This window comes from Xanthomonas sp. SI (assembly GCF_014236855.1).
Lineage (GTDB): Bacteria > Pseudomonadota > Gammaproteobacteria > Xanthomonadales > Xanthomonadaceae > Xanthomonas_A.
Window position 1 is genome coordinate 4,880,748 of record NZ_CP051261.1, and the last position, 25,583, is coordinate 4,906,330.

20 protein-coding genes, 2 pseudogenes and 1 riboswitch are annotated in these 25,583 nt (G+C 68.7%); of the genes and pseudogenes, 8 read left to right on the forward strand and 14 right to left on the reverse strand.

Features of this window, described 5'->3' with window-relative positions; genetic code table 11:
* Positions 1-482: 482 nt before the first annotated feature.
* Positions 483-626, reverse strand: a pseudogene (locus HEP75_RS20800) (transposase); the annotation flags it as partial.
* Positions 627-871: 245 nt separating this feature from the next.
* On the opposite strand from HEP75_RS20800, the gene HEP75_RS20805 reads away from it, so the two are divergent.
* Entirely contained in the window at positions 872-2,083 is a 1,212-nt protein-coding gene (locus HEP75_RS20805; protein ID WP_185824786.1) for a hypothetical protein, read from the forward strand.
* Between the two features lie 96 nt (positions 2,084-2,179).
* On the opposite strand, the gene HEP75_RS20810 is transcribed toward HEP75_RS20805, so the two are convergent.
* Positions 2,180-3,049, reverse strand: coding sequence for an NAD-dependent protein deacetylase (locus HEP75_RS20810; RefSeq protein WP_185824787.1), 870 nt, complete (start codon positions 3,047-3,049; stop codon positions 2,180-2,182).
* 325 nt (positions 3,050-3,374) lie between these two features.
* Between HEP75_RS20810 and HEP75_RS20815 the strand changes: the two genes are divergently transcribed.
* Positions 3,375-4,124: a response regulator transcription factor gene (locus HEP75_RS20815; protein ID WP_185824788.1), complete on the forward strand. Its 750-nt coding sequence runs from the start codon at positions 3,375-3,377 to the stop codon at positions 4,122-4,124.
* Here the strand turns inward: HEP75_RS20815 and HEP75_RS20820 are convergent.
* Entirely contained in the window at positions 4,105-5,484 is a 1,380-nt protein-coding gene (locus HEP75_RS20820) for an ATP-binding protein (protein ID WP_185824789.1), read from the reverse strand. The genes HEP75_RS20815 and HEP75_RS20820 overlap by 20 nt on opposite strands.
* A 145-nt stretch (positions 5,485-5,629) precedes the next feature.
* Here HEP75_RS20820 and HEP75_RS22405 point away from each other — a divergent pair, with 145 nt between their 5' ends.
* The gene (locus tag HEP75_RS22405; protein WP_276568357.1) at positions 5,630-7,978 is read left to right on the forward strand and encodes a YadA-like family protein; all 2,349 of its coding nucleotides are present in this window, start codon (positions 5,630-5,632) and stop codon (positions 7,976-7,978) included.
* 57 nt (positions 7,979-8,035) lie between these two features.
* Positions 8,036-9,994: a S8 family peptidase gene (locus HEP75_RS20830; RefSeq protein ID WP_185824790.1), complete on the forward strand. Its 1,959-nt coding sequence runs from the start codon at positions 8,036-8,038 to the stop codon at positions 9,992-9,994.
* A 115-nt stretch (positions 9,995-10,109) separates the two neighbouring features.
* On the opposite strand, the gene HEP75_RS20835 is transcribed toward HEP75_RS20830, so the two are convergent.
* The gene (locus tag HEP75_RS20835) at positions 10,110-11,363 is read right to left on the reverse strand and encodes an MFS transporter (RefSeq protein ID WP_185824791.1); all 1,254 of its coding nucleotides are present in this window, start codon (positions 11,361-11,363) and stop codon (positions 10,110-10,112) included.
* Between the two features lie 97 nt (positions 11,364-11,460).
* On the opposite strand from HEP75_RS20835, the gene HEP75_RS20840 reads away from it, so the two are divergent.
* The gene (locus HEP75_RS20840) at positions 11,461-12,366 is read left to right on the forward strand and encodes a LysR family transcriptional regulator (protein WP_185824792.1); all 906 of its coding nucleotides are present in this window, start codon (positions 11,461-11,463) and stop codon (positions 12,364-12,366) included.
* A gap of 108 nt (positions 12,367-12,474) precedes the next feature.
* On the opposite strand, the gene HEP75_RS20845 is transcribed toward HEP75_RS20840, so the two are convergent.
* The 7 genes from HEP75_RS20845 to HEP75_RS20875 form a co-directional block, all read right to left on the reverse strand.
* On the reverse strand, positions 12,475-13,143 hold the full coding sequence (locus HEP75_RS20845) for a VOC family protein (RefSeq protein ID WP_185824793.1): 669 nt from the start codon (positions 13,141-13,143) through the stop codon (positions 12,475-12,477).
* A gap of 187 nt (positions 13,144-13,330) precedes the next feature.
* Entirely contained in the window at positions 13,331-13,663 is a 333-nt protein-coding gene (locus HEP75_RS20850) for a thioredoxin family protein (protein ID WP_185814413.1), read from the reverse strand.
* A gap of 92 nt (positions 13,664-13,755) precedes the next feature.
* Entirely contained in the window at positions 13,756-14,325 is a 570-nt protein-coding gene (locus HEP75_RS20855; RefSeq protein ID WP_185814414.1) for a flavodoxin, read from the reverse strand.
* A 222-nt stretch (positions 14,326-14,547) separates the two neighbouring features.
* Positions 14,548-15,588, reverse strand: a complete 1,041-nt coding sequence (locus HEP75_RS20860) for a ribonucleotide-diphosphate reductase subunit beta (protein WP_185814415.1) — start codon at positions 15,586-15,588, stop codon at positions 14,548-14,550.
* Positions 15,589-15,713: 125 nt separating this feature from the next.
* The gene (locus HEP75_RS20865) at positions 15,714-18,131 is read right to left on the reverse strand and encodes a ribonucleoside-diphosphate reductase subunit alpha (RefSeq protein WP_185824794.1); all 2,418 of its coding nucleotides are present in this window, start codon (positions 18,129-18,131) and stop codon (positions 15,714-15,716) included.
* 179 nt (positions 18,132-18,310) lie between these two features.
* Positions 18,311-18,534: riboswitch (cobalamin riboswitch) on the reverse strand.
* A gap of 338 nt (positions 18,535-18,872) precedes the next feature.
* Positions 18,873-19,163: a hypothetical protein gene (locus tag HEP75_RS20870; protein ID WP_185824795.1), complete on the reverse strand. Its 291-nt coding sequence runs from the start codon at positions 19,161-19,163 to the stop codon at positions 18,873-18,875.
* 104 nt (positions 19,164-19,267) lie between these two features.
* A complete protein-coding gene (locus tag HEP75_RS20875; protein ID WP_255423929.1) occupies positions 19,268-19,807 on the reverse strand; it encodes a hypothetical protein in 540 nt (179 codons plus the stop codon).
* Between the two features lie 179 nt (positions 19,808-19,986).
* Here HEP75_RS20875 and ompR point away from each other — a divergent pair, with 179 nt between their 5' ends.
* From ompR to HEP75_RS20890, 3 genes are all read left to right on the forward strand, one after another.
* The gene (gene ompR, locus HEP75_RS20880) at positions 19,987-20,709 is read left to right on the forward strand and encodes a two-component system response regulator OmpR (RefSeq protein ID WP_185821427.1); all 723 of its coding nucleotides are present in this window, start codon (positions 19,987-19,989) and stop codon (positions 20,707-20,709) included.
* Positions 20,706-21,974 (forward strand): ATP-binding protein, encoded by a 1,269-nt coding sequence (locus HEP75_RS20885; protein WP_185824796.1) that lies wholly within the window; start codon positions 20,706-20,708, stop codon positions 21,972-21,974. The genes ompR and HEP75_RS20885 overlap by 4 nt, the downstream gene beginning before the upstream one ends.
* Positions 21,975-22,107: 133 nt before the next feature.
* On the forward strand, positions 22,108-23,016 hold the full coding sequence (locus HEP75_RS20890) for an alpha/beta hydrolase (RefSeq protein ID WP_185824797.1): 909 nt from the start codon (positions 22,108-22,110) through the stop codon (positions 23,014-23,016).
* Between the two features lie 33 nt (positions 23,017-23,049).
* Here HEP75_RS20890 and HEP75_RS20895 read toward each other — a convergent pair whose 3' ends face one another.
* From HEP75_RS20895 to HEP75_RS20900, 3 genes and pseudogenes are all read right to left on the reverse strand, one after another.
* The gene (locus HEP75_RS20895) at positions 23,050-23,820 is read right to left on the reverse strand and encodes an NAD-dependent deacylase (RefSeq protein WP_185824798.1); all 771 of its coding nucleotides are present in this window, start codon (positions 23,818-23,820) and stop codon (positions 23,050-23,052) included.
* Positions 23,821-24,765: 945 nt separating this feature from the next.
* Positions 24,766-24,968: pseudogene (locus HEP75_RS22345) on the reverse strand (methylcrotonoyl-CoA carboxylase); the annotation flags it as partial.
* Positions 24,969-25,059: 91 nt separating this feature from the next.
* Positions 25,060-25,491: an organic hydroperoxide resistance protein gene (locus HEP75_RS20900; RefSeq protein ID WP_145703847.1), complete on the reverse strand. Its 432-nt coding sequence runs from the start codon at positions 25,489-25,491 to the stop codon at positions 25,060-25,062.
* Between the last annotated feature and the right edge of the window lie 92 nt (positions 25,492-25,583).

Below are 25,583 nucleotides of genomic sequence, written 5' to 3' on the forward strand. Positions count from 1 at the left end.
CCGCTGCACCGCGGGCAAGCTGCCATTGCACTCCTGCCGGCGCTGCCGATCAACCACCGCCGATGGATCAGTTCGTGCGCGGATTCGGAACGCGCGGCGCCGGAGCCGCCAGGGCGTGTCATCGATTCCCGAGCAGGTCGCGTTGGGTCTGTCAGGTCGCCAGCCGGTGCTGCGTGGCGCAGCGCCTGACTGGCGGTCAGGTCAAGCCGCGCGGTGCCGGCTGGCGGCCTGACAGGCCCAACCCGTAGGGCCACTGTTGCGCGTGCACGCTGCCGTGCCAGCGCTGACGGGAACACGTATGCGCGGGGTGGCGCGAGCTGCTCGGGGATTGATGACACGCCCTAGGCGGCCACGCGCGGCAGCAGGAACTCCAGCGCCTGCGCGCAGGGCTGCGCCAGCTTCAGGCTCAACAGGTCAGTGACAATGCAGGCCAGCCAGGTTTCCGGCAAGTGCTGGTAGTCGCGTGCAGCCAGCGCTGGTGGCTGCTGGTAGACCGCGTTCCATGGCGTGCCGTCATTGGGCAGCAGTCGTCGCGGTGCTCCAGCTCGCGCCATCCAGCGCAATGCATTGAACATCGCCCGCAACGCGTACTTGCGCTGCGCACCCCGCTCCGTCATCAAGCCCAGATAGGCTAACGCCCACTCTTAATCGGAAATTTCGGATGGATACGGGCGCTTGCATTCAACCACGACAGCAGGATCGTCAAGTTGATAACACGCTTTGGGTAATGGAAAGGCAGCGCAAATAGTGGGGCACTGGCGTCGCACCGCATGGCCATCCTCATCTGAACGCCGACAACCCGTGATGCTGTTTGCTATTTTGAAGCCGATCCAGAATACTAATTAACTTCACACAGGGGCATGTAGATGCCATGGTAAAGGCAATGTTTGGTGCGATTAAATATAGTGCGTGCGGGATAGTTCTGGGGATGCTGGTTTATGCGCAGACCGCCCACGCAGCGAGCGAATGCGAGCAAAATTACAACGCATCTCCCGGCTCCAACGGTGGCGTTATTCACCAGAGCTTCGTTGGGCTATACGGCACTGACAAGGTTGCGGCGACAGCCAATCTCGCGGCCATGGCAAAGAGCCAGAAATTTCAGCTCATCCAAGGCCCCTCCGTTTTCGAAGACGGTCTCATCACCATGGTCTTCGCGCAGAAAGCGTCCGCGACCGCGCGCGGCTTTCCTATTGTCATGATAGTGGCGCCCGACACTGATGCAGCAGTCATTTCCTTCGAATTACCCAAGGGCATGACTGCGCCCGATGCGAAAGGCAGCGTCTGTTCGTTCTTTGATGGCGCAAAATTGAATGGACAGCCCGCAAATGCCAGCCGACGCAATGCCGCTCGCAATTCCTCGCTCGCCAAGCCACTACTGGCCGCGCTGAATGGCGGCATGAGCGCAGACGAGGCCGCCAAGGTATCGGTGGCCGCTAGCCGAGAGGCTGCAGTCGTCGACGCTGATAACGACCGCGGTGCGGCGCCAAAAATCGCGGATCGCCGCAAGGTTGTCAGGCCCAAGGCGATATTCAGCCCTGCAGACGCGGATATGAGTCTGCAGTCCGAAGGCAATTCGACCATCAAGGGCTTCACTTGCGGGCGAGTGCCGGTGGTAGGCGGCGCTCAATTCCAGACGACGCCGAATCAGGGGATCATGCTGTTCCCGTACACTCCCTACCTGAAGGAAGCGATCGATCTGATTGATGCCAACCGTAATAAAGGCGGAAAAGTGCGAGTTGAAGTGGATGAGCGTGCTTTTGCATCAGGTCTTGCAGGCAAGACGAACGCCAATGGCGAATTCATGTTCACCCGAATCAAGCCCGGTCGTTACATCGTAATGACGGAATTCCATGGCGGGGCCACCAGTTACCTCACAAAGCCGCAGTCGCAGTACGACGGAAGCACGAACACGATTTACCAATGGACGGATTACGAAAGAGTCGATACTTCGTCCAACGACATCCTGCAGGCCGACGTCACGATCAAACAGGACGGCGAAGTGATTGACGGCGTAGTGGCAAAGCCGAATGGCCGGTTGATTCCTGTGTTAAGTGGCATATGCAAATTGCATCACGCCAAATAGAACCCAGTCACAATCCCCTATGTTCAGGACGCTACCGACCTCGATCGGTTGCCGTCCAGACCGCGGAAGTACAGCGAAAGGATCGGGCCGCAGCCGCTAGGCGGCCGCACGCGGCAGCAGGAACGCCAGCGCCTGCGCGCAGGGCTGCGCCAGCTTCAGGCTCAGCAGGTCGTCGCCGCGGGTGCGGCCCAGGTTGACCGCGGCGATCGGCACTCCCGCCTTCGCCGCGGCCTGCACGAAGCGGAAGCCGGAATACACCATCAGCGACGATCCCAGCACCAGCATCGCGTCGGCCTGCTGCAGGTGCGCGAAGGCGGCGGCCACGCGCTCGCGCGGCACGTTCTCGCCGAAGAACACCACGTCCGGCTTCAGCACGCCGCCGCATTGCGTGCAGGCCGGCACCGCGAAGGCAGCGAAGTCCACGTCCTCCAGGTCGGCGTCGCCGTCTGGCGCCTGCCCGGCCTGCAGCGTCGCCCAGTGCGGGTTGTGCTGCAGCAACTGTTGCTGGAAGTCCTCGCGCGGCAGGCGCCGCTCGCAGCCCATGCAGCGCACCACGTCCAGGCGTCCGTGCAGGTCGATCACCGCTGCGCTGCCGGCGGCCTGGTGCAGGCGGTCCACGTTCTGGGTCAGCAGCAGTTCGACCTGGCCGCGCGCTTCCAGCTGCGCCAGCGCCGCGTGCGTGGCGTTGGGCCGGGCATGGCCGAAGCGCGGCCAGCCGACCAGGCTGCGCGCCCAGTAGCGCTGCCGCGTGGCCAGCTCGCCCATGAACGCCTGGTAGGTGACCGGCTGCGCGCGCTTCCAGTCGCCGGCGGCATCGCGGTAGTCGGGAATGCCCGAATCGGTGCTGCAGCCGGCACCGGTCAGCACGAACAGGCGCCGGTGGCGCGCGACGAACGCCTGCAGCGCTGCGTCCGCGGCGGCCGCTGCAGGCATGGGCAGGGCATGATCCGGCAATGTCTGGTGCATCGTGCGGTGTCCTTGGGCGGTTGCGTCGCTGCGGCGTGGACGTACGCTGCGCCAGCGACGCGATGGATTCAATCTTGGGCTCGCGGCGCGGCAACGCAAGCGTCCGCACGCCAGCGTGCCGGCTTCGCACTGCGGCATCTGTCGTGTGAAGACCACGCACGCGGCGCGCACGGCGCCGAATCCGCGTGCAGCCCCAGCACGCCGCGCATTGAAAGCGCTGCAGAAACTGGCTACTGTCGAACACCGGCAAGATGCATCGGCTGCGCGCAGCCTCGTTGCCGCACGATGCCTCCGGCAGGAATGCCGCCCATCCCGATTCCGCGTCGTGAGCAGATTTTCCGATCCGATAGGCCAGCCGATCGTCGCCACCGCCACCGCCCCGCTGCGGGTGGCGCTGCTGGAGGACGACGACGTGCTGCGCGACCGGGTCCTGCTGCCCGGGTTGCAGCGGCACGGTTTCGAGGTCACGCCGCTGCGCACTGCGCAGGCGCTGTGGGCGGCGCTGGACGACCACCGCTTCGACCTGATCGTGCTCGATATCGGCCTGCCGGACAGCGACGGCTTCACCCTGACCGAGCAGTTGCAGGCGCAGCGCCCGGGGCTGGGCATCATCATCCTGAGCGGGCGCGGCGAGCAGCCGGATCTGGTGCGCGGCCTGACCCAGGGCGCGGACTCCTACCTGATCAAACCGGTGCAGATCGAGATCCTGGCCGCCACGTTGTTCAGCGTGGCGCGGCGCATGTCGCGTCCGCTGTCCTCGGCACCCAACGCGGCCGAGGAATGGCAGCTGCAGGACGACGGCTGGTGCCTGTTCTCGCCGGAGGGACAGGCGGTGGCGTTGACCGGATCCGAGCGCAAGGTGGTGCAGAGCCTGTGGAGCGCGCGCGGACGGCTGGTCACCCGCGACGCGTTGATCGGCATGCTCGGCGGCAACCTCGGCCTGGAGGTCGACCCGCATCGCCTGGACGCGCTGCTGCACCGGCTACGGCTCAAGGTGCAGGAGCGTACCGGCGTCGCGCTGCCGCTAAAGGCGGTGCGTGGCGAGGGTTACCTGTTCATGCCGCAGGAACGCTGAGCGCCGCCAGCGGCAGGCGCAGCACGAAGCAGGTGCCCGCGCCCGGCGCGCTGCGCACTTCCAGGCTGCCTTGCGCCTCCTGCGCCATTTCGAAGGCGACCGCCAGCCCCAACCCGGTGCCTTGACCGGCCGGCTTGGTGGTGAAGAACGGCTCGAACGCCTGCCGCTGCACGTCCGCACTCATGCCCACGCCGGTATCGGCGATCTCAATGCGGGCGCAGGCGCCATCGCGGCGCAGGCAGATCGAGAAACTGCCGCCGTCGGGCATGGCATCGCGCGCATTGGCGGCGAAATTGAGCAAGGTCAGATCGAGCCGGCTGCGGTCCAGGAACAGCGGCAGCGGTTCCGGCGCCAGGTCCAGATGCAGGCGCACGGTCGGCCCGAACAGTTGCCGCAGCATCGGCTGGATGCCGTGCAGCGCCTCGCCGGCGTCGAAGCGCTCGGGCACGCTCACTTCGCGCCGGCTGAAGCTCAGCAGTTTGCGGCTGATCGCCACGCCGCGCTGCGCGGCCAGCGCCACGCCGTCCAGTGCGTCGGCCAGCGCCAGCGCATCGCGCGGCGGATCGAAATCCAGTTCGTGCACGCAGTGGCGCTGCTCGGCATAGCCGAGGATCGCGCTGAGGACGTTGTTGAAGTCGTGCGACACGCCGCTGGCCAGTTGCCCAACCAGCTCGATCTTCTGCAGATGCAGCAACCGCTGTTGCGCCTGCGCGCGCTCGCGCATCTCCACCCGCAGCCGCGCGGCGCTGCGCCGCGCGCGCCACAGGCTCTCGCGCAACGCGGCCACGGTGCGATCGAGCACCAGGGTGATCATCAGGTAGCTCAGCGCCAGCGACGGCAGGTTCTGGAACGGGCTGCGCGTGCCGCGCGGATCGCGTCCCCACGGGCTCTCCATGCCCGCCCAGAAGATCAGCGTGATGCACAGGTACACCACCCACAGCGCGCGCCGCCCGATCACCAGTGCGGCCAGGGTCAACATCATCATCGGGAAGGGATCGAAGGCCTGCACCTGGTAACCGAAGGCCAGGTTGGCGGCCACCGCCGAACACAGCACCACCGCGATGAACGCGGCGGCGGCCTGTTGCAGCAGGCCGCGGCGGATCATCCACACCCCGGCCCAGGCGGCCACCGACATCGCCGCGTCGGTGCCCACGTCCACCGCCAGCTGGCCGGTGGTCATCTGGATCTGCGGAGCGGTCAGCAGGTGGTAGAGCTTGTTGAGCGGGATCTCGCAGCCGAGGAACAGGAACAGCACCTGCAGCGCAGGCGCGTTACCGCGGTCGACCGGATCGGTAATGGGGATGCGCCGCAGCCATGCCCAATACCGGCGCCACAGCCGGATCAGCGGTTTTTGTGGCATGCGTCGCACCCAGACTCCCATGTCGGTGAGTCTACCGTGAGGTTGAGGTGAATTTACCGGCATTGAAGGCGACCGGGCTTGCCGCCTTAATCGGGGCTAAACCCATTGCCGGGACCATCGTCCCAGCGCTTCCACGGAACCGCTCATGCCCGTTAAGCACACGCTCGTTCGCTCGCGCCGCACACGCCCCTCGTCCACTCTGTCGCACGCTCCTTACAGCCTGCTGACGGTCGCGTTGCTGCTGGCGGCGGCGCCGTTGGCCGCCAGCGCGGCCGATGCGCCCGCAGCCGCCACGCCTGCCGCCCAGCCAGCCACGACCACGACCGCGACCACGGCAGCAGCGAACAGCGGCGATGCGCAGCCCTCCGACGACACGGATCCCTCCGCGCCGGTGCAGCCCGGCAGCCAGAACACCACGGGTTACTTCATGGCCGAGGGCCTGAACGACGGCAGCGACTTCGCCACCGCCGCCGGCCTGCGTGCCGTGGCGATGGGCGCACGCGCCGACGCGTCTGGCGCCTTCGCCATCGCCATCGGCCACCACAGCGTGGCCTCCGACGCCGCCGCCATCGCGATGGGCGACGGTGCGGTGGCCAGCGGCACGTCGGCGATCGCGATCGGCGGCAGCTTCTTCGGCAGCACCTACGGCGATGCGGCCGGCGCGCAGAGCACCGGCTTCGGTGCGCTGGCGCTCGGCACCGCCGCCACCGCCAGCGCCGCCAACGCCAGCGCGCTGGGCTGGAACACCAGCGCCAGCGGCGCCAGCGCCACGGCGATCGGCGCCACGTCCGCGGCCACCGCCGACTACGCCACCGCCGCCGGCACCTCGGCCGTTGCCGCGGCCGAACAGGCCAGCGCCTTCGGCTATGCCGCCAACGCCAGCGGCGTCGGCGCGATCGCCAACGGCGGCTACAGCGTGGCCTCGGGCTTCTTCGGGGTGGCCATGGGCTACGGCGCCATGGCCAGCGGTGCCGGCGGCATCGCCATCGGCGACAGCTCCTCCTCGTCCGGCCAGCAGAGCGTGGCGATCGGCGCCAGCAACGCCGGCATCCCGACCCAGTCCAACGGCCTGGGCGCGGTGACCATCGGCGCCGGCAGCTGGGCGCTGTCCGACTACGGCACCGCGCTGGGCTTCGACAGCCATGCCGACGCGACCTACAGCCTGGCGCTGGGCGCCCAATCGGTGGCCACCAGCAACAATGCCGCCGCGATCGGCGCGCAGGCCTTCGCCGATGGCGAGGACGCCAGCGCCTTCGGTGCCATCGCCAGCGCCAACGCGGCCGGCGCGACCGCGCTCGGCAGCGGCGCCACCGCGCTGACCGCCGGCAGCGTCGCGCTGGGCTACAACAGCGCCGCGACCGGCGCCAACAGCGTGGCGATCGGCGCCGGCGCGGTCGCCGGCCGCGACAACACGGTGGCCTTCGGCAGCGATGGCGCGCTGCGCCAGCTGACCTATGTCGCCGCCGGCACCGCCGACACCGATGCGGTCAACGTGCTGCAGCTGCGCAGCATCGCCACCGCGCTCGGCGCCGGCAGCGTGGTCGGCAACGACGGCACGCTCAGCGGCAGCGCCTACCTGATCCAGGGCAAGACCTACGGCAGCGTCGGTTCGGCGCTGTCGGCGCTGGACGGTGCGCTATCGACGCTGGACACCCGCGTCGGCAGCCTTGCGCAGGGCGGCGGCGGTGGCGTGGCCATCGGCAGCGGCAGCAGCGGCGGACCCAGCGTCGGCGCCGGCACCAATGCCGTGGCGGTCGGCGCCGATGCCACCGCCAACGGCCACAACGGCACTGCGATGGGCGCCAATGCCCTCGCCTACGGTCCCAACGACACCGCGCTGGGCGGCAATGCCCGGGTCAATGCCGACGGCAGCACCGCGGTCGGCGCCAACGCCAGCATCAGCGCCAACGCCACCAACGCGGTGGCGGTCGGCGAAAGCGCCACCGTCACCGCCGCCTCCGGCACCGCGCTGGGCCAGGGCGCCTCGGTCTCGGCCGACAACGCCGTGGCGCTGGGCCGCGGCTCTAGCGCCACCCGCGCCAATACGGTCTCGGTGGGCAGCGCCGGCAACGAGCGCCAGATCAGCAACGTGGCGGCCGGCAGCGCCGCCACCGATGCAGCCAATGTCGGCCAGATGCAGGCCGGCGACAGCGCCACGCTGCGCAGCGCCAATGCCTACACCGATAGCCGCATGGCCGGCTGGGACGACAACCTGACCAAGCTGCGCACCGACACCGACCACCGCTTCCAGGACATGGACCGGCGCATCGACCGGATGGGCGCGGTCAGCGCGGCCTATGCCGGCATGGCGACGAACACCTCCGGCCTGGGCGGCGCCAATCGGGTCGGCGTCGGTGTCGGCTCGCAGGGCGGCGAGAACGCGCTGGCGGTGGGCTACCAGCGCGCGATCGGCAACCGCGCCAGCGTCTCGCTTGGCGGCGCGTTCTCCGGCAACGAGAAGAGCGTCTCCGCCGGTGCCGGCTTCAGTTGGTGATGCCACGCCTCGCCGCACTGCCGCCGCCTCCTTCCGACCTTCCGTAGAGATCCAGACATGACCGACATTTCCTCGTTTCCCCGCACCCTGCTGGCGCTGTCGTTGGGCGTGGCGCTGGCCTCCAGCGCGCACGCGCAGTCCGCCCCGCGCTTCTCCGTCCTGGAGACCGCCGCGCCCGGCCAGTCCAAGCTCTACGACGGCCTGATCGTCACCTACCGCGACGGCAGCAGCGAGCGCCGCGATGCGAACGCCGCCGCCGTCAAGCTGAAGCAGATCATGGCCGCGCCGAGCGCCGCCAACATGTGGTCGAGCACCTACCGGCAGAGCGCGCCGGCGCTGAGCCGGGTGCGCCGGCTCGGGATCGGCGCCGATCTGGTCCGGCCCGACCGCCGCCTGAGCCAGTCGCAGCTGGAGACGCTGATGGCCAGCCTCAAGGCCGATCCGGCGGTGGCGCACGTGGAGCCGAACCTGCTGCTCAAGCCGGTGCGCAGCACCGCGCAGGCCAGCGCCACGGCCGTCGCCGCGCCCAACGATCCAGGCTACGTGGTGCAGTGGCACCTGCGCACGCCGGACGGCCACCTGGAAACGCTGGCGCCGGACACCACCGGCTACGCCAATCGCGGCGGCATCGACCTGCTGCCGGCCTGGCAGTACGGGACCGGCCAGGGCGTGGTGGTGGCGGTGATCGACACCGGCATCACCGCGCACCCGGATCTGGACACCTCGCTGGCCAGCGCCGGCTACGACTTCATCAGCGACGCGCTGGTGTCGGGCCGGGCCAGCAACGGGCGCGCGGCCGGCGGCTGGGACACCGGCGACTGGACCACCGACGACAAGTACCTGGCGGCCAACGGCGGCTGCGCGCAGCCGGGCGAGCAGTCCGACAGCAGTTGGCATGGCACCCACGTGGCGGGCACCATCGCCATGCGCACCAACAACGGCGTGGGCATGGTCGGCATCGCCCCGGACGCCAGGATCCTGCCGATCCGCGCGCTCGGCCACTGCGGCGGCACCACCGCCGACATCGCCGACGCCATCGTCTGGGCATCGGGCGGCCACATCGACGGCGTGCCGGACAATGCGAACCCGGCCGAGGTCATCAACATGAGCCTGGGCGGCGGCGGATCCTGCGAGCAGGATGCGGTCACCGCCAACGCCATCGCCAGCGCGATCGGGCGTGGCAGCGTGGTGGTGGTGGCTGCCGGCAACAGCAACGCCGACGCCGCCGGATTCAGCCCGGCCAGTTGCCCGGGCGTGATCAACGTGGCCGCCACCGGCATCACCGGCGGCCGTGCCTACTATTCCAACTACGGCAACAGCATCACCCTGTCGGCGCCGGGCGGCGGCGTCTATGCCAACGACGCGTCCAGCGGCTCCGGCTCGGTCCGCACCGGCCTGATCTGGTCCACCCTCAATAACGGCACGCACGGCCCCGATCAATCGATCTATGCCGGCTACGCCGGCACGTCGATGGCGTCGCCGCACGTCGCCGGCGTGGTCGCGCTGGCGATCAGCGCCGCGCTCAACGCCAATCGCCCGGTGCCGTCGCCGACGCAGATGCGCGACATCCTGGCCCAGACCTCCAATCAGTTCCCGGTCAAGCCGGTGCTGCCACTGGGTGTCGGCATCCTCAACGCGGCCAAGGCCGTGGCGCGTGCCGCAGGCGCCGATGGCGGCGGCGAGGAAGGCAAGGCCATCAATGTCGACCGCGGCACGCTGGGCAAGCTGTCCGCCGCTGCCGGCCAGGGCCAGTTGTACCGCCTGGACGTGCCGCTCAACGCGCGCAACCTGCAGATCCGCACGCTGGGCGGCAGCGGCCAGCTCAAGCTCTACGTGCGTGCCACGCGCGCGCCCAGTGCGGACGGCAGCGATGCCGACTACACCTCGGTGCGCAACGGCACCACGCAGAACGTGCAGACGGCACTGCCGGCGACCGGCAGCTACTTCATCCGCGCGCTCGGCGGCACAGGCGGCTATGCCAACGTGACCCTGTCGGTGAGTTACTCGGTGCAGTGATACGCCGGTGAAGCCGGGAGTGGGGAAACGGGAATCGGGAATCGAAAAGCACGGGCAATCGCCTTTGCTCTGTTCTAACCCATTCCCCTTTCCCTATTCTCTATTCCCCGGCCGCCTATTCGCCGCGCGGCGGATGCGGACCGAAGCGGCCGTACGGACGGCTGTCGTCGGCGCCGCGGCGCAAGACCTGCGCGGCCACCAGGGCGATGCCCAGCAACAACAGGCAGCAGCCTGCCAGCGCGTTCCAGCCGCCGTGCTGCCAGGCCGCGCCGCTGAGCGAACCGATCAGGCTGGCGCCGCTGTAATAGGCGAGCAGGTACAGCGACGCGGCATGGCCCTTGTTGCGCCCGCCGAGGCGGCCGACCCAGGCGCTGGCCGCCGAGTGCGCGATGAAGAAGCCGATGGTCAGCAGCACGATGCCGGCGATGACCACCGCCAGCACGTGCGCGATGGTCAGCGCCACGCCGAGCGCCGCTACCGCGATGCCGGCCAGCACCACCGGGCCGCGGCCGAAGCGGTCCGACGCGGCGCCGGCCACCGACGAGGACACGATGCCGAACACGTAGGCGCTGAAGATCATGCCGAGCTGGCTCTGGCTGAGCCCGAATTCCGGCCCGCCCAGGCGGAAGCCGGCGTAGTTGTAGACGCTGACGAACACGCCCATCGCCAGGAACGGGATCGCGAACAGCCACGGCAGGTAGCGGTCGCGCAGATGCCCGCCCCAGGCCTGCAGATGGAAGCGCAGGTTGATGCCGCGGCGGCGCACGAAATGCCGCGAGGGCGGCAGCAGCAGCACGAAGCCGACCGCGGCCAGCAGGTCGATCGCCGAGACCGCCGCCAGCGCGGTACGCCAGTCGAAATGATCGGTGAGCACGCTCATGCCGATGCGCCCGACCATGCCGCCGAATGCGTTGCCGGCCACGTACAGACCGGTGGCCGCGCCGAGCTTGGTCGCCGGCACTTCCTCGGCCAGATACACCATCGCCACCGCCGGCACCCCGCCCAGGGCGACGCCGGACAGCGCGCGCACCACGACCAGCGCGCCCCAGTGCGGCAGGCACGCGGCGACCAAATTCAGCAGCGCCGCCAACGCGATCGACACGAACATCAGCCCGCGCCGGCCCAGATTCTCCGACACCGCGCCGGCGCAGAAGATCGCGATCGCCAGGCCGCCGGTGGCCAGCGACAGCGGCAGCGAACTGGTCGCCGCGTCGACTCCGAATTCGCGCGCGAACGCCGGCAGCAACGGCTGCACGCTGTACAGCAGCGAGAAGGTGGCGAAGCCGGCCAGGAACAGGGCAAGGCGGATGCGCAACAGCCGCGCATTGTCCACGGCCTGCAGCGACGGGCATTGGCTGGAAATAGTCACGACGACACGGCAACGAACGAGGGCGGCCAGTATTTGCCTGCGCCGATCCGGTGTCCAATATATGATCCAGGCATTCTTCATATCTTCTGGATATGACATGGAACTGCGCCACCTGCGCTATTTCCTGGCCGTCGCCGAGGCCGGCCACTTCACCCGCGCCGCGGCGCAGCTGGGCATCCAGCAGCCGCCGCTGAGCCAGCAGATCCGCGCGCTGGAACAGGAACTGGGCACGCCGCTGTTCGTGCGCACCTCGCGCGGCGCGGACCTCACCGAGGCCGGCCGCGCGTTCCGGGTCGAGGCCAAACGCGTGCTCGCGGACCTGGAACGCGCCGGCGACGCCGCCCGCCGTGCCGCGCGCGGCGAGAGCGGCGTGCTGCGGCTGGGCTTCACCGCCTCGGCTGCGTTCAACCCGATCGTGCCGACGCTGGTGCGCAACTTCCGCCGCGCCTGGCCGGCGGTGGCGCTGGCGCTGGAGGAAACCAACACCGCCGGCCTGCTCGCCGCGCTGGTGCAGGGGCGCCTGGATGCGGCCTTCATCCGCTACAGCGTGGTCACGCCGCCCGAACTGCAGTTGCTGAAGTTTCCCGACGAGCCGATGAAGATCGCGGTGCCGGCCGCGCACCACCTGGCCAAGCGCCGGCGCGCGCCGCTGTCGGCGCTGGCAGGCGAACCGTTCATCCTGTTCCCGCGCAGCTTCGGCACCAGCCTGTACGACGAGATCCTCGAGGCCTGCCGCCAGTCCGGTTTCGAATTGCAGATCAAGCAGGAAGCGCCGCAGATGTCGTCGATCGTGAACCTGGTCGCCGCCGAACTCGGCGTTTCGGTGGTGCCGGCCTCGACGACCCAGGTGCAATTGCCCGGCGTACGCTACCTGGAGATCGAAGGCCGCGTCCCGATGGCACGGCTGGCGCTGGCGGCGCTGCCGGCCACCGCGCAGGCGCTGCCGGTGGTGCGTCATCTGTGGCAGCTGGCGCAGGCGCATGCGGCGGGGAAGCGCAGGTAGCTGCAGATTTCGCTCCACCTGTAGGAGCGGCTTCAGCCGCGACATGACCTGCGGCAGGAATCTGTCGCGGCTGAAGCCGCTCCTACAGGGAAGCGTGGGCGCACTGCCTCATTGCGACACCACTTCCCATCCCGCCGCATCGCGCAACACCTGCCCGCCGTGCACGCCTTCGACGACCACCCGCACGCCATGCGCGAACGGCAGCTGGCGTTGCTCGGGGAACCAGCGCCGCTGCGCATCGACCACGATCAACAGGCCTTCGTGATCGCCGAGCGGCGCGAACGCGTCGGATACCGGCATGAACGGCGGCAGCCCCATGCGCTGCTGCGCCGCTGCGGCGACCGCCGGCACCTGCGCACTGGGCAATCCGATCTCGCTGATGCACAGCAGCTCGGATGCGGAGAATGCGCCGTCGGCGATGGCGTGCGCCGGCAACGGCTTGCGCGCGATCAGTTCCAGTACCGCGCCGTCGGGCCCGGCGAAATACACCGACTGCGATTGCCACGCCGCGTCGAGCGCGAAGTACGATTCGCCCAGTGGATCGCGCAGCAACGGCACGCGCCGGGACAGCCAGGCGCAAGCGGCGTCGAAGCGGGCCGCGGGGATATTGAACGCCAGATGCACGCTGCCGACCGCGGCATTGGCGGCCACCAGATCCAGCAGGCTCCAGCCGATGCGCACCTGCGTGGCCGCGACCGGGAGTTGCAGGACATCGCGATAGAAGGCGGCGCTGGCCGCGGGATCGCTGACGGGCAGGCTCAGTTGGGCGATGCGCATGGTGGCTCCTTGTGCGGGAGCCGCTATTGGACGACCTCAAGCGTGGTTGAGGTCAAGCACGGCGCGCAGCGTATGGGATGTTCACGCGGACGTGCTCCTGTAGGAGCGGCTTCAGCCGCGACAGGACCTCCGGGTAGAACCTGTCGCGGCTGAAGCCGCTCCTACAGAAGAGCCTTGCCGCGAGCGCTCAACCCAGGTGCGCGCGCACCGCTTCGTCGATCTTCGCCGGCGGCACGAAGCCCGGCACCCGCGCCACTTCCTCGCCCTGGCGGAACAGCATCAACGTCGGCGTCTGGCGCAGGCCCTGCGCGCGGAAGAACTCTTCGCCCACGTCTTCCATCTTCACCTTCAGCAAGGTCACGCCCTGCGCGCTGTCGCCCTCGGCGAAGCGCTCCAGCGACTTGTCGAGCATGCGGCAGCCGGGGCAGTTGTCCTTGTTGAAATCGGCCAGCACGCGCGGATGCGCGGCGATGGCGTCGGCGAACTGTTCGGCGGTGGCAACGGTGATGGTGGTGAACATGGAGCGGGACCTTGTCTGATGTCGGAAGAAGCCCGGCGTGGGAAGTTGCGACGCCGGCAATGCCGGAAAAAACGAATGGGCGAAATGCAGCGTCAACCGCTGCCGTGCAGCGGCAACGCCATCGAGGCGAACCCGGACGCGCTGGCGGACGCGGATTCGGCAGCAGCCACCTCGGCCACAGGCGCGGCGCCGGCCGGCAGCGCACGCGCGGCACGCAGCGCCAGCACCTGCGCGCACCAGGCGTCGATCGCGGCGTTGTCGCGGTCGCCGTGCGGCATCTGCTCGATCTCCAGCAACGGGTAGGCGCTGCCGAAGAAACGCGCGATGCGCCTGACCGCGCCGCAGTAGTACTCCAGTCCCCACTGCGTCTCGCCGGTGCCGAACGCGGCGACCTCCACATCCTTGCCCGCCGCCTCGACCAGCTCGGCGATGTAGCGTTTCATCTCCGCCGGGGTGCGCCCGGCGTTGTCGCTCCAGCTGCCGAGCAGGTGCAGATCGAAGTCCGCCGCGCGCGCGGCGTCGCCGAGCGCGCCGTGCAGGGTCTGCAGGTCGGTATGGATCCAGGTCACCTGGTGCCCGGCCGCCTCGCACTGCGCATGCACGCGGCGGGCGACGTCGCGGGTGTTGCCGCTGAGCGAGGCGTAGGCGAGCAGGATGCGCATGAGGCGGGGATTGGGGATTCGGGATGACCAGCCATTCGGCTGTGGGAAAGCGGGGATTCGTAAAAGCGGACTCGGCGTGACCGCGACCAAATCACGCCTCACACATTCCCGGACCGCTGCTTCTCAGAGTCAATGAGTGGAGACAGGAGATCGGTGTTTGGGAAAGAGAGGTTCGGCACGGCTTTTACCAATCCCGAATCCCCAATCACTAATCCCGGCCCCTCAGAGATCGTCGAAACCGTTGTCCGAGTTGGTCTTCTTGTAGCTGGCGTTGCGCATCTCGAAGAAGTCGGTCTTGGTCTCGGTGAAGTTGTCCGCGTAGGCCTTGATCCACGGCATCACGTTGTCGCTGGCGTCGGTGTACAGCTTCTCGATGCCGAGCATGCCGGACATCTTGTTGGCGCGGTACTTCACGTACTGGATCATCTCGTCCACGTCGATGCCCTCGATGCCGTCCAGCACTTCGGCCGACCACTCGGTCTCCAGCCGGATCGCGTGCTCGAACGCCTGGTGCACGTAGTCGGTCAGCTCGTTGGTCTGCAGCTCGGCGTTCTCGCCGATGATGGCGCGGATCAGCTCGCTGATGAACTTGGTATGCGCTAGTTCGTCGCGGTTGATGAAGCTGATGATCTTGCCGGTGCCGGTCATGCGGTTCTGCCGCACCAGGTTGTAGAAATACGCGAACCCGGAATAGAAGTTGATGCCTTCCAGGATCGAGGACTGGATCAGCGAACGCAGCAGGGTCTCTGCGGTCTTGTCGCGCATGAAGTCGTCGTAGGCCTGCATGATCGGCTGGTTGCGCGCGATGATGGTCGGGTGCGTACGCGCAATCTCGAACACGCGGTTCTGGTCGGCCAGCCCGGCGATGGAGGCCAGCACGTAGGAGTAGCTCTCGTTGTGGATCACTTCCTGCTGGCCGATGATCGCCGCGTTGGCGTGCGCGGCCGGGTCGGTGATGTATTCGGCGACGTTGTAGATGAAGCGCGTCTGCGGCGAATCAAGCGTGGCCAGCAGGCCGATGATCGAGTCGTAGGCGTTCTTCTCGCGCGCCGACAGCTCGCCGTACTGCTTGGCGTCGCCCTTCATGTCCACCTCGTCGGGGATCCAGAAGTTGGTCGACAGCTCCTTGTACGCGCGATAGAACGACGGGTACGGGATGTCGTTCCAGTTGAGGATGCCGCTGGTGGTGCCGTTGATGATCCCGGTGGAGCGGTTGGGATGCATCGGTTCGAGGATTTTGATGCGGTCGAGCGCGATGGCCATGGTCGGATTCGGTAGTGGGGTGAAGCGCGCCGGCAAGCGGCGCGGCGATGCGGGAGCGGCGCACCGCGCGCATGGCGTTCCCAGGGGGGAGCCATGCGCGCACAGGCACCGCTACGGGGTGGCGATCAGCTCGAGCACCACTCGCATTCGCTGATGTCGATGTCGTTGGAGCGCACGTAGTAGGTGGTCTTCAGGCCTTCCTTCCACGCGGTCATGTGCAGGTCGAGCAGGGTGCTGGCGCGGATGGTGCTGGGCACGTAGAAGTTGAAGCTGATCGACTGGTCGACGTGGCGCTGGCGGCGCGCGTTCTGGCGCACGCTGGCGAACTGGTCGACCCGGTAGGCGCCCTTCTCGTAGTACGGATAGGTGTCCACGGTCAGGCCCGGGGCCACCACCGGACGGCGGAAGTCCTTCTTCTCTTCGTAGTAGAACGCGCTGTAGATCGGGTCGATCGAGGCGGTGGAGCCGGCGATCTGCGCGGTGCTCATGTTCGGCGCCACCGCGATCATCCACGCGTTGCGCACGCCGTTGATGCTGACCTGCGCGGCCAGTTCCTGCCACTGCGCGCTGTCGTAGCCGCGCTTGCTGAAGTACTCGCCGTTCTGCCAGTCGCTGCCCTTGAACACCTTGTACGCGCCCTTCTCCTTGGCCAGCGCCAGGCTCGCCTGGATGGTCAGGTAGTTGATGCGCTCGTACAGCTCGTCGCAGTAGTCCTCGGCCTGCCTGGAGTTCCACTCGATGCCCTTCTGCGCCAGCAGGTGGTGCCAGCCGAAGGTGCCCAGGCCGATCGCGCGGTACTTCTGGTTGGTGATCGTGGCCTGCGGTACCGGCAGGTCGTTGAGGTCGATGACGTTGTCGAGCATGCGCACCTGCACCCGGATCAGCCGCTCCAGCACGTCCGGCGACAGCAGGTCCGGCTGCGCGGTGACCGCGCGGCCCAGGTTCACCGAGGACAGGTTGCACACGACGAAGTCGCCGGCCTGCTTGGTGGTCACGATCTGGTCGCCGCTGATCATCTCCTGGATGACCCGGGTCGGGCTCATGTTCTGCAGGATCTCGGTGCACAGGTTGCTGGAATAGACCATGCCCTGGTGCTTGTTCGGGTTCATGCGATTGACTTCGTCGCGATAGAACATGAACGGGTTGCCGGTCTCCAGCTGGCTGACCATGATCCGCTTGAGCATGTCGATGGCCTTGACCACCTTGCGGCCGATGCGCTCGTCGGCGACCACTTCCTCGTACTTGGCGCGGAACGTGCCTTCGCCGCGCTTTTCGTCGAAGAAGTCCTGCAGGTACCAGCCCTTGACCTCCTTCACCTCGTGCGGGTCGAACAGGTACCACTCGCCGCGGCGCTCCACCGCTTCCATGAAGATGTCCGGCACGCACACCGCGGTGAACACGTCGTGCGCGCGCAGGCGCTGGTCGCCGTTGTTCAGGCGCAGGTCCAGGAACGCCTCGATGTCGCGGTGCCAGATGTCCAGGTACACGGCGATGGCGCCCTTGCGCTGGCCGAGCTGGTCCACCGACACCGCGGTGTTGTTGAGCTGCTTGATCCACGGCACCACGCCGCCGCTGGAATTCTTGACCCCGCGGATCGCCGAGCCGGACGAACGCACGTAGCCCAGGTAGGCGCCGACGCCGCCGCCGTGCTTGGACACGCGCGCCACGTCGGTGTTGGAGTCGTAGATGCCCTGCAGGCTGTCGTCCACGGTGTCGATGAAGCAGCTCGACAGCTGCCCGCCGATCTTGCCGGCGTTGGCCAGCGTGGGCGTGGCCACGGTCATGAACAGGTTGGACAGCGCCCAGTAGGCCTCGCCGACCAGTTGCATGCGGCGTTCGCGTGGCTTTTCGTCCTGCATCAGGTACAGCGCGATGGTCAGCCAGCGCTCCTGCGGCAGTTCGTAGACCTTGCGCGAGTTGTCGGTGGCCAGGTAGCGCGTGGCCAGCAGGTACAGGCCGTTGTAGGCGAACAGCTTGTCGCGCTCCGGGTCGATCATCTTGCCGGCTTCGGCCAGTTCGTCCTTGGAGTAGTTCTTGAGGATGTCGATCGAGTACACGCCGCGGTCGGCCAGGCTTTCCTGCAGGCCGACGTAGGAGCCGTACTTCTCGCCGGCATCGTAGAAGCGGTTCTTGCTGGCGCGCTTGTACAGGCGATGCAGGTACAGGCGCGCGGCGAAGTACTCCCACTCCGGCGTGGCGATGTCCACGCGCGACTCGGCCTCACGGATCAGGTAGTCGACCATCTCGTCGGCCGACAGGCTTTCCTTCTTCTCGACGAAGGCGAACGCCTTGCGCTCGTAGTCGGCCACGTCCAACTGCGGGAACTCGGCATGGATCCGGTCCAGGGTGCGCTGCAGGCGCGAGCGGTCGAAAGCCATGCGGCGGTTGCCGCCGTCCTTGACGATCCAGGTCACGGCGCGCTGGTCGTTGCTCGGCTCGCTGGCGGTCGCATCGGGCTGCGCGGCAGCGGCGGCGGCAGGCGTGGGGTCGACATCGGCGGTGTCGAGGGGGGCTGCGGCCGGCAGGCTGTGGGTCTGGCTCATGAAGGTCTCCAAGCGTGGTGCACCTGGCTGCCCGACCCTCGCAGGCAACGCTCCGACCGGATCAGCAGGGTGGAGACGCGGTGTCGCAGAGACCGCGACGGCGCAGGCGCGAGCCTGCGGGCGGTCAACGCTTCACCGACCATCTCCCCCCGGAGATTCAACGGTCGGCGCCGCGCTGTGTGCATCGCGCGGCTGTCGGCAGGTCTTCGGGCTTATGGGCGACGGCCGATGGCCGGTTTCCTAGCCCGTCGCTTCCCAAGGCAGGGCGCCTCAGTGCGGGTGACGGGTTCGTTCCCAATTACCGCTGCGGGGCAGCGCCGGCCTGAGCGCTCGCGCGCCGCACCGGCTTCCCTTTTGATCCCGCAGCCTGGTGGCTACTGGAACCGACCACCACAAGATAGTGGGGTCCCCGGGCCTCGTCAACGCTAAATGTAGTCATAAATTCGAAAAGCCAAGCGGGACAACCGTTTGCCGTGGCGACGCCGCAAATCCCCGCAGCGGGGCGCCGAATCGGGCCTGGAAACGGCTGGAGCGCCCATGCCGCAAGGGCCTCGGCGAGCCCGCCGACGACTGCCTGTGCATGGCGGTGCGCGCCGATCTGCGCCAACTGCGCGGAGCGCGGGCAACCGCCACCCCGGGGGCGGACGAACGGCAACCGCGCGCGGCTCGCGCCCATGGAACGCGAGCGGTGCCTACCGCTGCGGGGACTCGGATTACAGGCGATACCGCCGCCGTGCCTGCTCAGCGCGCGCGCTGTCCGGCCTGCTGCTTGGCCTGCTGCACGGCCGCGCGCAGTTCGTCCGCCGACAGTTGGCCGTCGTGGTTGCGGTCCAGCGCGTCGAAACGCTTGGCGAGGCGCGGCAGCGCCGCGTCGGCTTCGCTGCGGCTGATCAGGCCGTCGCCGTTGGCGTCGGCGGTCTCGAGCTTTTGCTGCAGTTTCTGCTTCTGTGCGGCGCTCGGCGCGGTCTGTGCGGCGGCGGTGCCGGCCAACAACAGGCTGCACAGCAGCCCATGGGCAATGGCGGTCTTCATGACGGTTCCCGAATAAAGGATGGACGGAAAATGGCGACGTGGGCGATCGCACCCGCGGTGGACTGGCCGCCGCGGGCGCGTGATCGCCATGCCCGGGCAGCCGGCTACGGGCGGCAGGCCACGACCTCGCCGGCGGCGTTGCTGCAGGTGCCGGTGTGGCTGACGCTGCCGTCGGCCAGCGTGGTCGAGCCCTGGTAGCTGCCGCCATTGGCGCCGGTAGCGCTGGTCTGGCGGCTGCCGGCGACGCTGCCATCGGCGTTCTTGGCGATGCTGCCGCTGCTGCTGGCGCTGCCGCCGTTGGCCGTGGTGACGCTGGCGCTGCCCTGGCGGCCGGCGCTGCCGTCGGCGTTGCGGTAGAAGCTGCCCTGGCGCGTGGCGGAGCCGCCGTTGGCGCCGCTGGCGGTCGCGCCGCTGCTGCCCGCCGCGTTGCCCTGGCCATCGGCCTGCCATTGCCGCGCACGCGTGCGGCTGCCGTGGGCGCCGCTGGCGCTGGCGTTCACCGCGGCACTGCGGGCACCGTCCACGTGGCTGGCGGTGCGGGTACGGGTGCGTTCGCGCGCCTGCGCCTCGGGCGCCGCCAGGGTGGTCAGGCCACCCATGGCCAGGACGAGCAGCAGCAGCGAATTGCGTAGCGAGAAGGTCATCGTCGTTCTCCGTGGAGCAGCGCGGGCGCTGCGGTGGAGACACGGTAGGCCGCGCGCAGGCGCAAGGTGTTGCGTTCTGGCCAGCGGATGTTTCCGCCGGCGGCGTCGGAAACATCCGCTTACACAATCCGGGCGGCGGGCGTTGCCCGGCGACCGTGGCGCAGCCGATAGTGGCGGTCATGAACGACGCCCCTGCCCGCCTGCTCCTGGTCGACGACGACGAACGTCTGCGCGAACTGCTGCGCCGCTATCTGGAAAGCCAGGACTTTTCGGTGAAGGCGGTGGCCGACGGCGCCCAGTTGCAGCAGGCGCTGGCGCGCGGCCATTACGACCTGGTGGTGCTGGACCTGATGCTGCCAGGCGAGAACGGCCTGGAGATCTGCCGGCGCCTGCGCGGCCAGGGCGACACCACGCCGATCGTGATGCTCACCGCCAAGGGCGACGAGATCGACCGCATCGTCGGCCTGGAGATCGGCGCCGACGACTACCTGCCCAAGCCGGTCAACCCGCGCGAGCTGCTGGCACGGATCCGCGCGGTGCTGCGCCGTACCGGACCGGCCGGCGCCGGCGCACCGCAGCCGGACGGCGGCGAGATCGGCTTCGGCCGCTTCCGCCTGCACCTGGGCCGGCGCGAACTCAGCCGCGACGGACAGCCGTTGAAACTGACCACCGCCGAGTTCGCGGTGCTGTCGGTGCTGCTGCGGCATCCGCAGCAGCCGCTCAGCCGCGACCGCCTGATGAGCCTGGCGCACGGCCGCGAACACGACGCCTTCGCGCGCAGCATTGACGTCACCGTGGCGCGATTGCGCAAGTTGCTCGAAGACGACGCGCGCACGCCGCGGCTGATCCAGACCGTGTGGGGCATCGGCTACGTCTACGTGCCGCCGCAGGCCGCGCCATGAGCCGCATCCGCCGCACCGGCGATGGCTGGCCGCGTAGCCTGTTCGGGCAACTGGCGCTGGTGATCGCGCTGGTACTGGCCGGCGCCGGCCTGATGGCGCTGCTGCTCGGCCGCGAACTGGCACTGCGTCCTGCCGCGCAACAGCTGCTGCGCACGCTGGACGGGTTCGCCAATGTCGCCGAGGCGCTGCAGCGCTCGCCATCGGCCGCGGCGTTGGAGCCGGCCCTGCACGAGGCCGGGCTGCAGGTCCGGCACGATCCGCCGCCGGCCGCCAAGCGCGCCGGCGTGCTGGCCGACGAAGTGCAACGGCGCGCCGCCGGTCAGCTCGGCCCGGGGCGGGAACTGCGCCGCGGCGAAGACGGTGCGATGTGGCTCAAGCTGGCCACGCCCGATCCGCTGTGGGTGGCGTTCTCCGGCGAACGCCGCGGCCATGGCGTGCGCCGCTTCTCGGTGGCATTGCTGGCCGCCTGCGCGCTGCTGGTCTGGCTGGCCGCGGCCTATTTCGCACGGCGCCTGGTGCTGCCACTGCGGCAACTGGCCCTGGCGGCGCCGCATATCGTACGTGGCGACGGCGCCGTGCCGATCGCTGGCGGCGGCCCGCGCGAGGTGAACGACCTGGCGCGCGCCCTGGCCGATGCCAGTGCCGACGTCCGCAACGCCGCAGCCGAGCGCAGTTTGCTGCTGGCCGGCATCTCGCACGACGTGCGCACGCCGCTGACCCGCCTGCAATACGCGCTCGCGCTGCTGCCGCAGGTGGAGCCGGAGCTGCGCGACGGCATGGAGCGCGACATCGGCGAGATCGACGCGATCCTGGCGCAGTTCATCGCCTATGCCCGCGACGGCCGCGACGAAGCCAGCGCGCCACTGGACCTGTCCGAACTGTGCAGGCATGCGCTGGGTGCGACGCGCGCGGCCTGGGAGGTCGAACTGCCGGAGCAGGCGCCGCTGTACGCCAAGCCGATGGCGCTGCAGCGCGCGCTCGGCAACCTGATCGGCAATGCCGAGCGCCACGGCGCCGCACCGTTCCAGTTGCGCCTGGCGCGCGACGGCGATGGCTGGCGCATCGAGGTGCGCGACCACGGCCCTGGGCTGGATCCGGCACTGGCCGCAAGCGCGCAGCAACCTTTCGTGCACGGCGGCCACGGCGGCAGCGGATTGGGCTTGGCGATCGTCGAGCGCGTCGCCCGCCAGCACCACGGCGAACTGCGCCTGGACAACGCCGCCCCGCACGGGCTGCGCGCGACCCTGCGGGTGCGCGAGGCATGAGCGCCGGCGCCCTGGCGACGCCGGCCGCCATGCGCGCCGCACCGACCACTGCCGCAGCGCGCGCCGCAATCGCATCGGCAACGCATCGCGCCACCCTCCCCGCCCACGCCTGCGCCCTCCAAGGACTCCGCTCATGACCTCGTTCGCCCGCATCTTGCTCGGTGTAACCCTGCTGCTGACCGCGCTGCACGCCGCAGCGCTGCATGCGCAGGATGGCCGCCTGCGCGAACGGCTGCGCGAGCGTCTGGCGCAGTCGGCCACCGCGCCGCGCGCGCCGTTGCCTGAGGGAGCGCGCGTGCTGCGCGATGTCGCCTACGGCGCCGATCCAGCGCAACGTTTCGATGTCTACCTGCCCGTCAATGCGCGCAACGCGCCGCTGATCGTGATGGTGCACGGCGGCGGCTGGGCGAACGGCGACAAGGACAATCCCGGCGTCGCCGCCAACAAGGTCGCGCACTGGTTGCCGCAGGGCTACGCGCTGGTGTCGGTGAACTACCGCCTGCTGCCGCAGGCCACGCCGCTGCAACAGGCCGGCGATGTCGCCCTCGCGGTGGCCAAGGTGCAGGCGCTGGCCGCAGGCTGGGGCGCCGATGGCGCGAGGATGGTGTTGATGGGGCACTCGGCCGGCGCGCACCTGGTGGCTCTGCTGGACCTGTCGCCGACGCTGCTGGCGCAGGCCGGCGCGCACGCGCCGCTGGCCACCGTGGCGCTGGACAGCGCCGCAATGGACGTGGAGCAGGTGATGCAGGCGCGGCACCTGCCGCTGTACGACCGCGCCTTCGGCAGCCAGCGCAGCGACTGGATCGCCGCCTCGCCGTATCACCAGATGGGCAGCGCCGCGCCGCCGCTGCTGGCGGTGTGTTCCAGCCGCCGCGCCGACGCCTGCGCGCAGGCCCGGCACCTGGCCGACAAGGCGACGGCGCGGCGGATTCGCGTCGAGGTGCTGCCGCAGGACCGCAGCCACGCCGAGATCAACCACGACCTGGGCCTGCCCTCGGCCTATACCGACGCGGTGGACGCGTTCCTGCGCTCGTTGCGCTGATCGCTTGCCGGCGCGGATCGCCTGCGCCTGGCCTCAGCCCGCCGGCCAGCGCTGCAACAACAGCGGCAAGGCCACCGCCGCACTGTCGCGCCAGTGCAGGTCGGCGCGCGAGGACAGGCCACTGGGCTCGGGGTTGATTTCGACCACGTAGGCGCCGCGCTCCTTGGCGCGCAGCGGCAGCCCGGCCGCCGGATAGACCAGGCCGGAGCTGCCGATTACCAGCACCAGGTCGGCCGCATCGGCAGCGCTCTCGGCACGCGCCCAGTCGGCGGCCGGCAGCGCCTCGCCGAACCACACCACACCCGGACGCACCGCGCCGCCGCAGGCCGCGCACACCGGCGGCGCCAGGCGCTGGGTCGGCGCCTGTACGTCGATCGGCGGCAGCAGGCCGTGCCAGGTCTGGCTGCAGTCGCCGCAGCGCAACGCCGACAAGCGCCCATGCACATGCGCGGCGACCTCGCTGCCGGCGCGCTGGTGCAGGTCGTCCACGTTCTGGGTCGCCAGGGTGGTGCTCTTCAGTCCGGCCAGGCGCACCAGCGCGTGGTGTCCGGCGTGCGGCTGCGCCTGGGCGACGATCGCCATGCGCCAGCGGTACCAACCCCAGACCAGCGCGGGGTCCGCCCGCCACGCCTCTTCGGTGGCCAGCTGCTGCGGATCGAAGCGTGCCCACAGGCTGTCGTCCTGGCCACGGAAGGTCGGCACGCCGCTCTCGGCGGACATGCCCGCGCCGGTGAGGACCAGCAGGCGGCGCGCGCCCTGAATGAAGGCGGCAACGGTATCGGCGTTGTAGGCGGAGCTGAGCATGGCGCACGCAAAAGTGATGGTCTTCGCACTATTACATTGACCCAGTTCCGTCTCAATCTGCAGCACAGCAATGCCGCCGTGGCTGTGGGTGCGGCAAAAGTCTCGTACGAAGGCGATGCGATCGCTATCGCCAGACCGCCGGGCCACTGCCGTCGGCGCTGTCATCGTCATCGCGTGAGGCGTTGCTGGTGCTCTGGCTGTTGCTCTGGCTGTTGCTGGGGCTTTGGCTTTGGCTTTTGACCTACCGGTTCCCTTCCGAAGCGGCGGCCATGGCGGGGAAAAACCCGAAGGGCGGCGCACAAGGATGTGCGCCGTTCGCGGCAGGGGCAGGATGCCCCTTCCGCGAATCCCCGGTATGGACGCGGACCCGGAGCGCGCAGCGCGGAGGGCGCGAGGCAGGGCGCGCTTTCTTTTGGTTACTTTTCTTTGCGCGAGCAAAGAAAAGTGACTCGCCGCAAGGCGAAAGCTTTGCCCTTGCCTTGGCTCTGGCATTGAGATTTTGAAGCTTTGGAGCTTGGAGCTTTGGAGCTTCAAGCTTTAAAGCTTGAAGCTTTGAAGCAAGAGCAACAGCTTCCGCTAGCGCGGGTCACTTTTCTTTGCTTGTGCAAAGAAAAGTAACCAAAAGAAAGCACACCCCGCAGCGCGCCCTCCGCGCTACGCGCTCCGGGTCCGCAGCCCCAACGGGCATTTTTCGATGGCACATCCATGTGCCAACGAAAAACGTCGCGCATCCTGCGCGCCGCCCTTCGGGTATTCGCCCGCCGGGTCTGCCGCGCTGAGGGGACCCGGTAGATCAAAAGCAAAGCAAAGACGACAGCAAAAGCGAAAGCAGAAGCAACAACGGAGCTGGCAGCTACGGTCGGTGGGATGGTCAATGATCGCCGCGCGTGCAAAGCAGAGCGATCGCGCTCGCTCACCTCCGAAATACCCGAACCGGATCTTGGCCGGCCTGTTCAGCGCTGCCGATAACCCAATTCCAGTAACCGCTACGTTTGCACCGGATCGATGGTGACGTCATCGCAAAACCGTACGCTCGCGTAGTACGGATGGCCTCGTTGTTCGAATTGTTCGCGGATCGGCGTCTTGAAGGCCGTCTCGTTCTTGGCCGACCAACTGCGGCCATTGCTCTCGATGCCATCGCAGCGCATGCGCCATGACGGCTCGGGCCATTCCGCATGGCAGACAGCAAAAACCCCGCCGCGCAGTCGCGCGACGGGGTCTTAGGACAAGCCGCATCGATCAGTCGAGGACGACCAGATTCACGTCGATGTTGCCGCGGGTCGCGTTGGAGTACGGGCAGACCTGGTGCGCCTTGTCGACCAGCGCCTGCAGCTCCTCGCGCGGCATGCCCGGCACCGCGATGCGCAGCTCCACTGCGATACCGAAGCCGCCCGGGATCTGGCCGATGCCGACGCTGCCTTCGATACTGACCTCGCCCGGCAGCTTCTGCTTGTCCTGCGCCGCGACCGCCTTCATCGCGCCGATGAAGCAGGCCGAATAGCCGGCCGCGAACAGCTGCTCCGGATTGGTGCCGTCGCCGCCAGCGCCGCCCAGCTCGCGCGGAGTGGACAGCTTCACGTCCAGCGCCTTGTCGGAGGACACGGCGCGGCCTTCGCGGCCGCCGGTCGCGGTGGCGTGGGCGGTGTAGAGGATCTTTTCGGGTGAGGCCATGGTGGTTGCTCCTGGTGAGGCGCGTCGCGCCGGTTGATTGACAGCTATTTAATAGCACACTACTTAATTAACGAAACGTCATGCTCCGATGT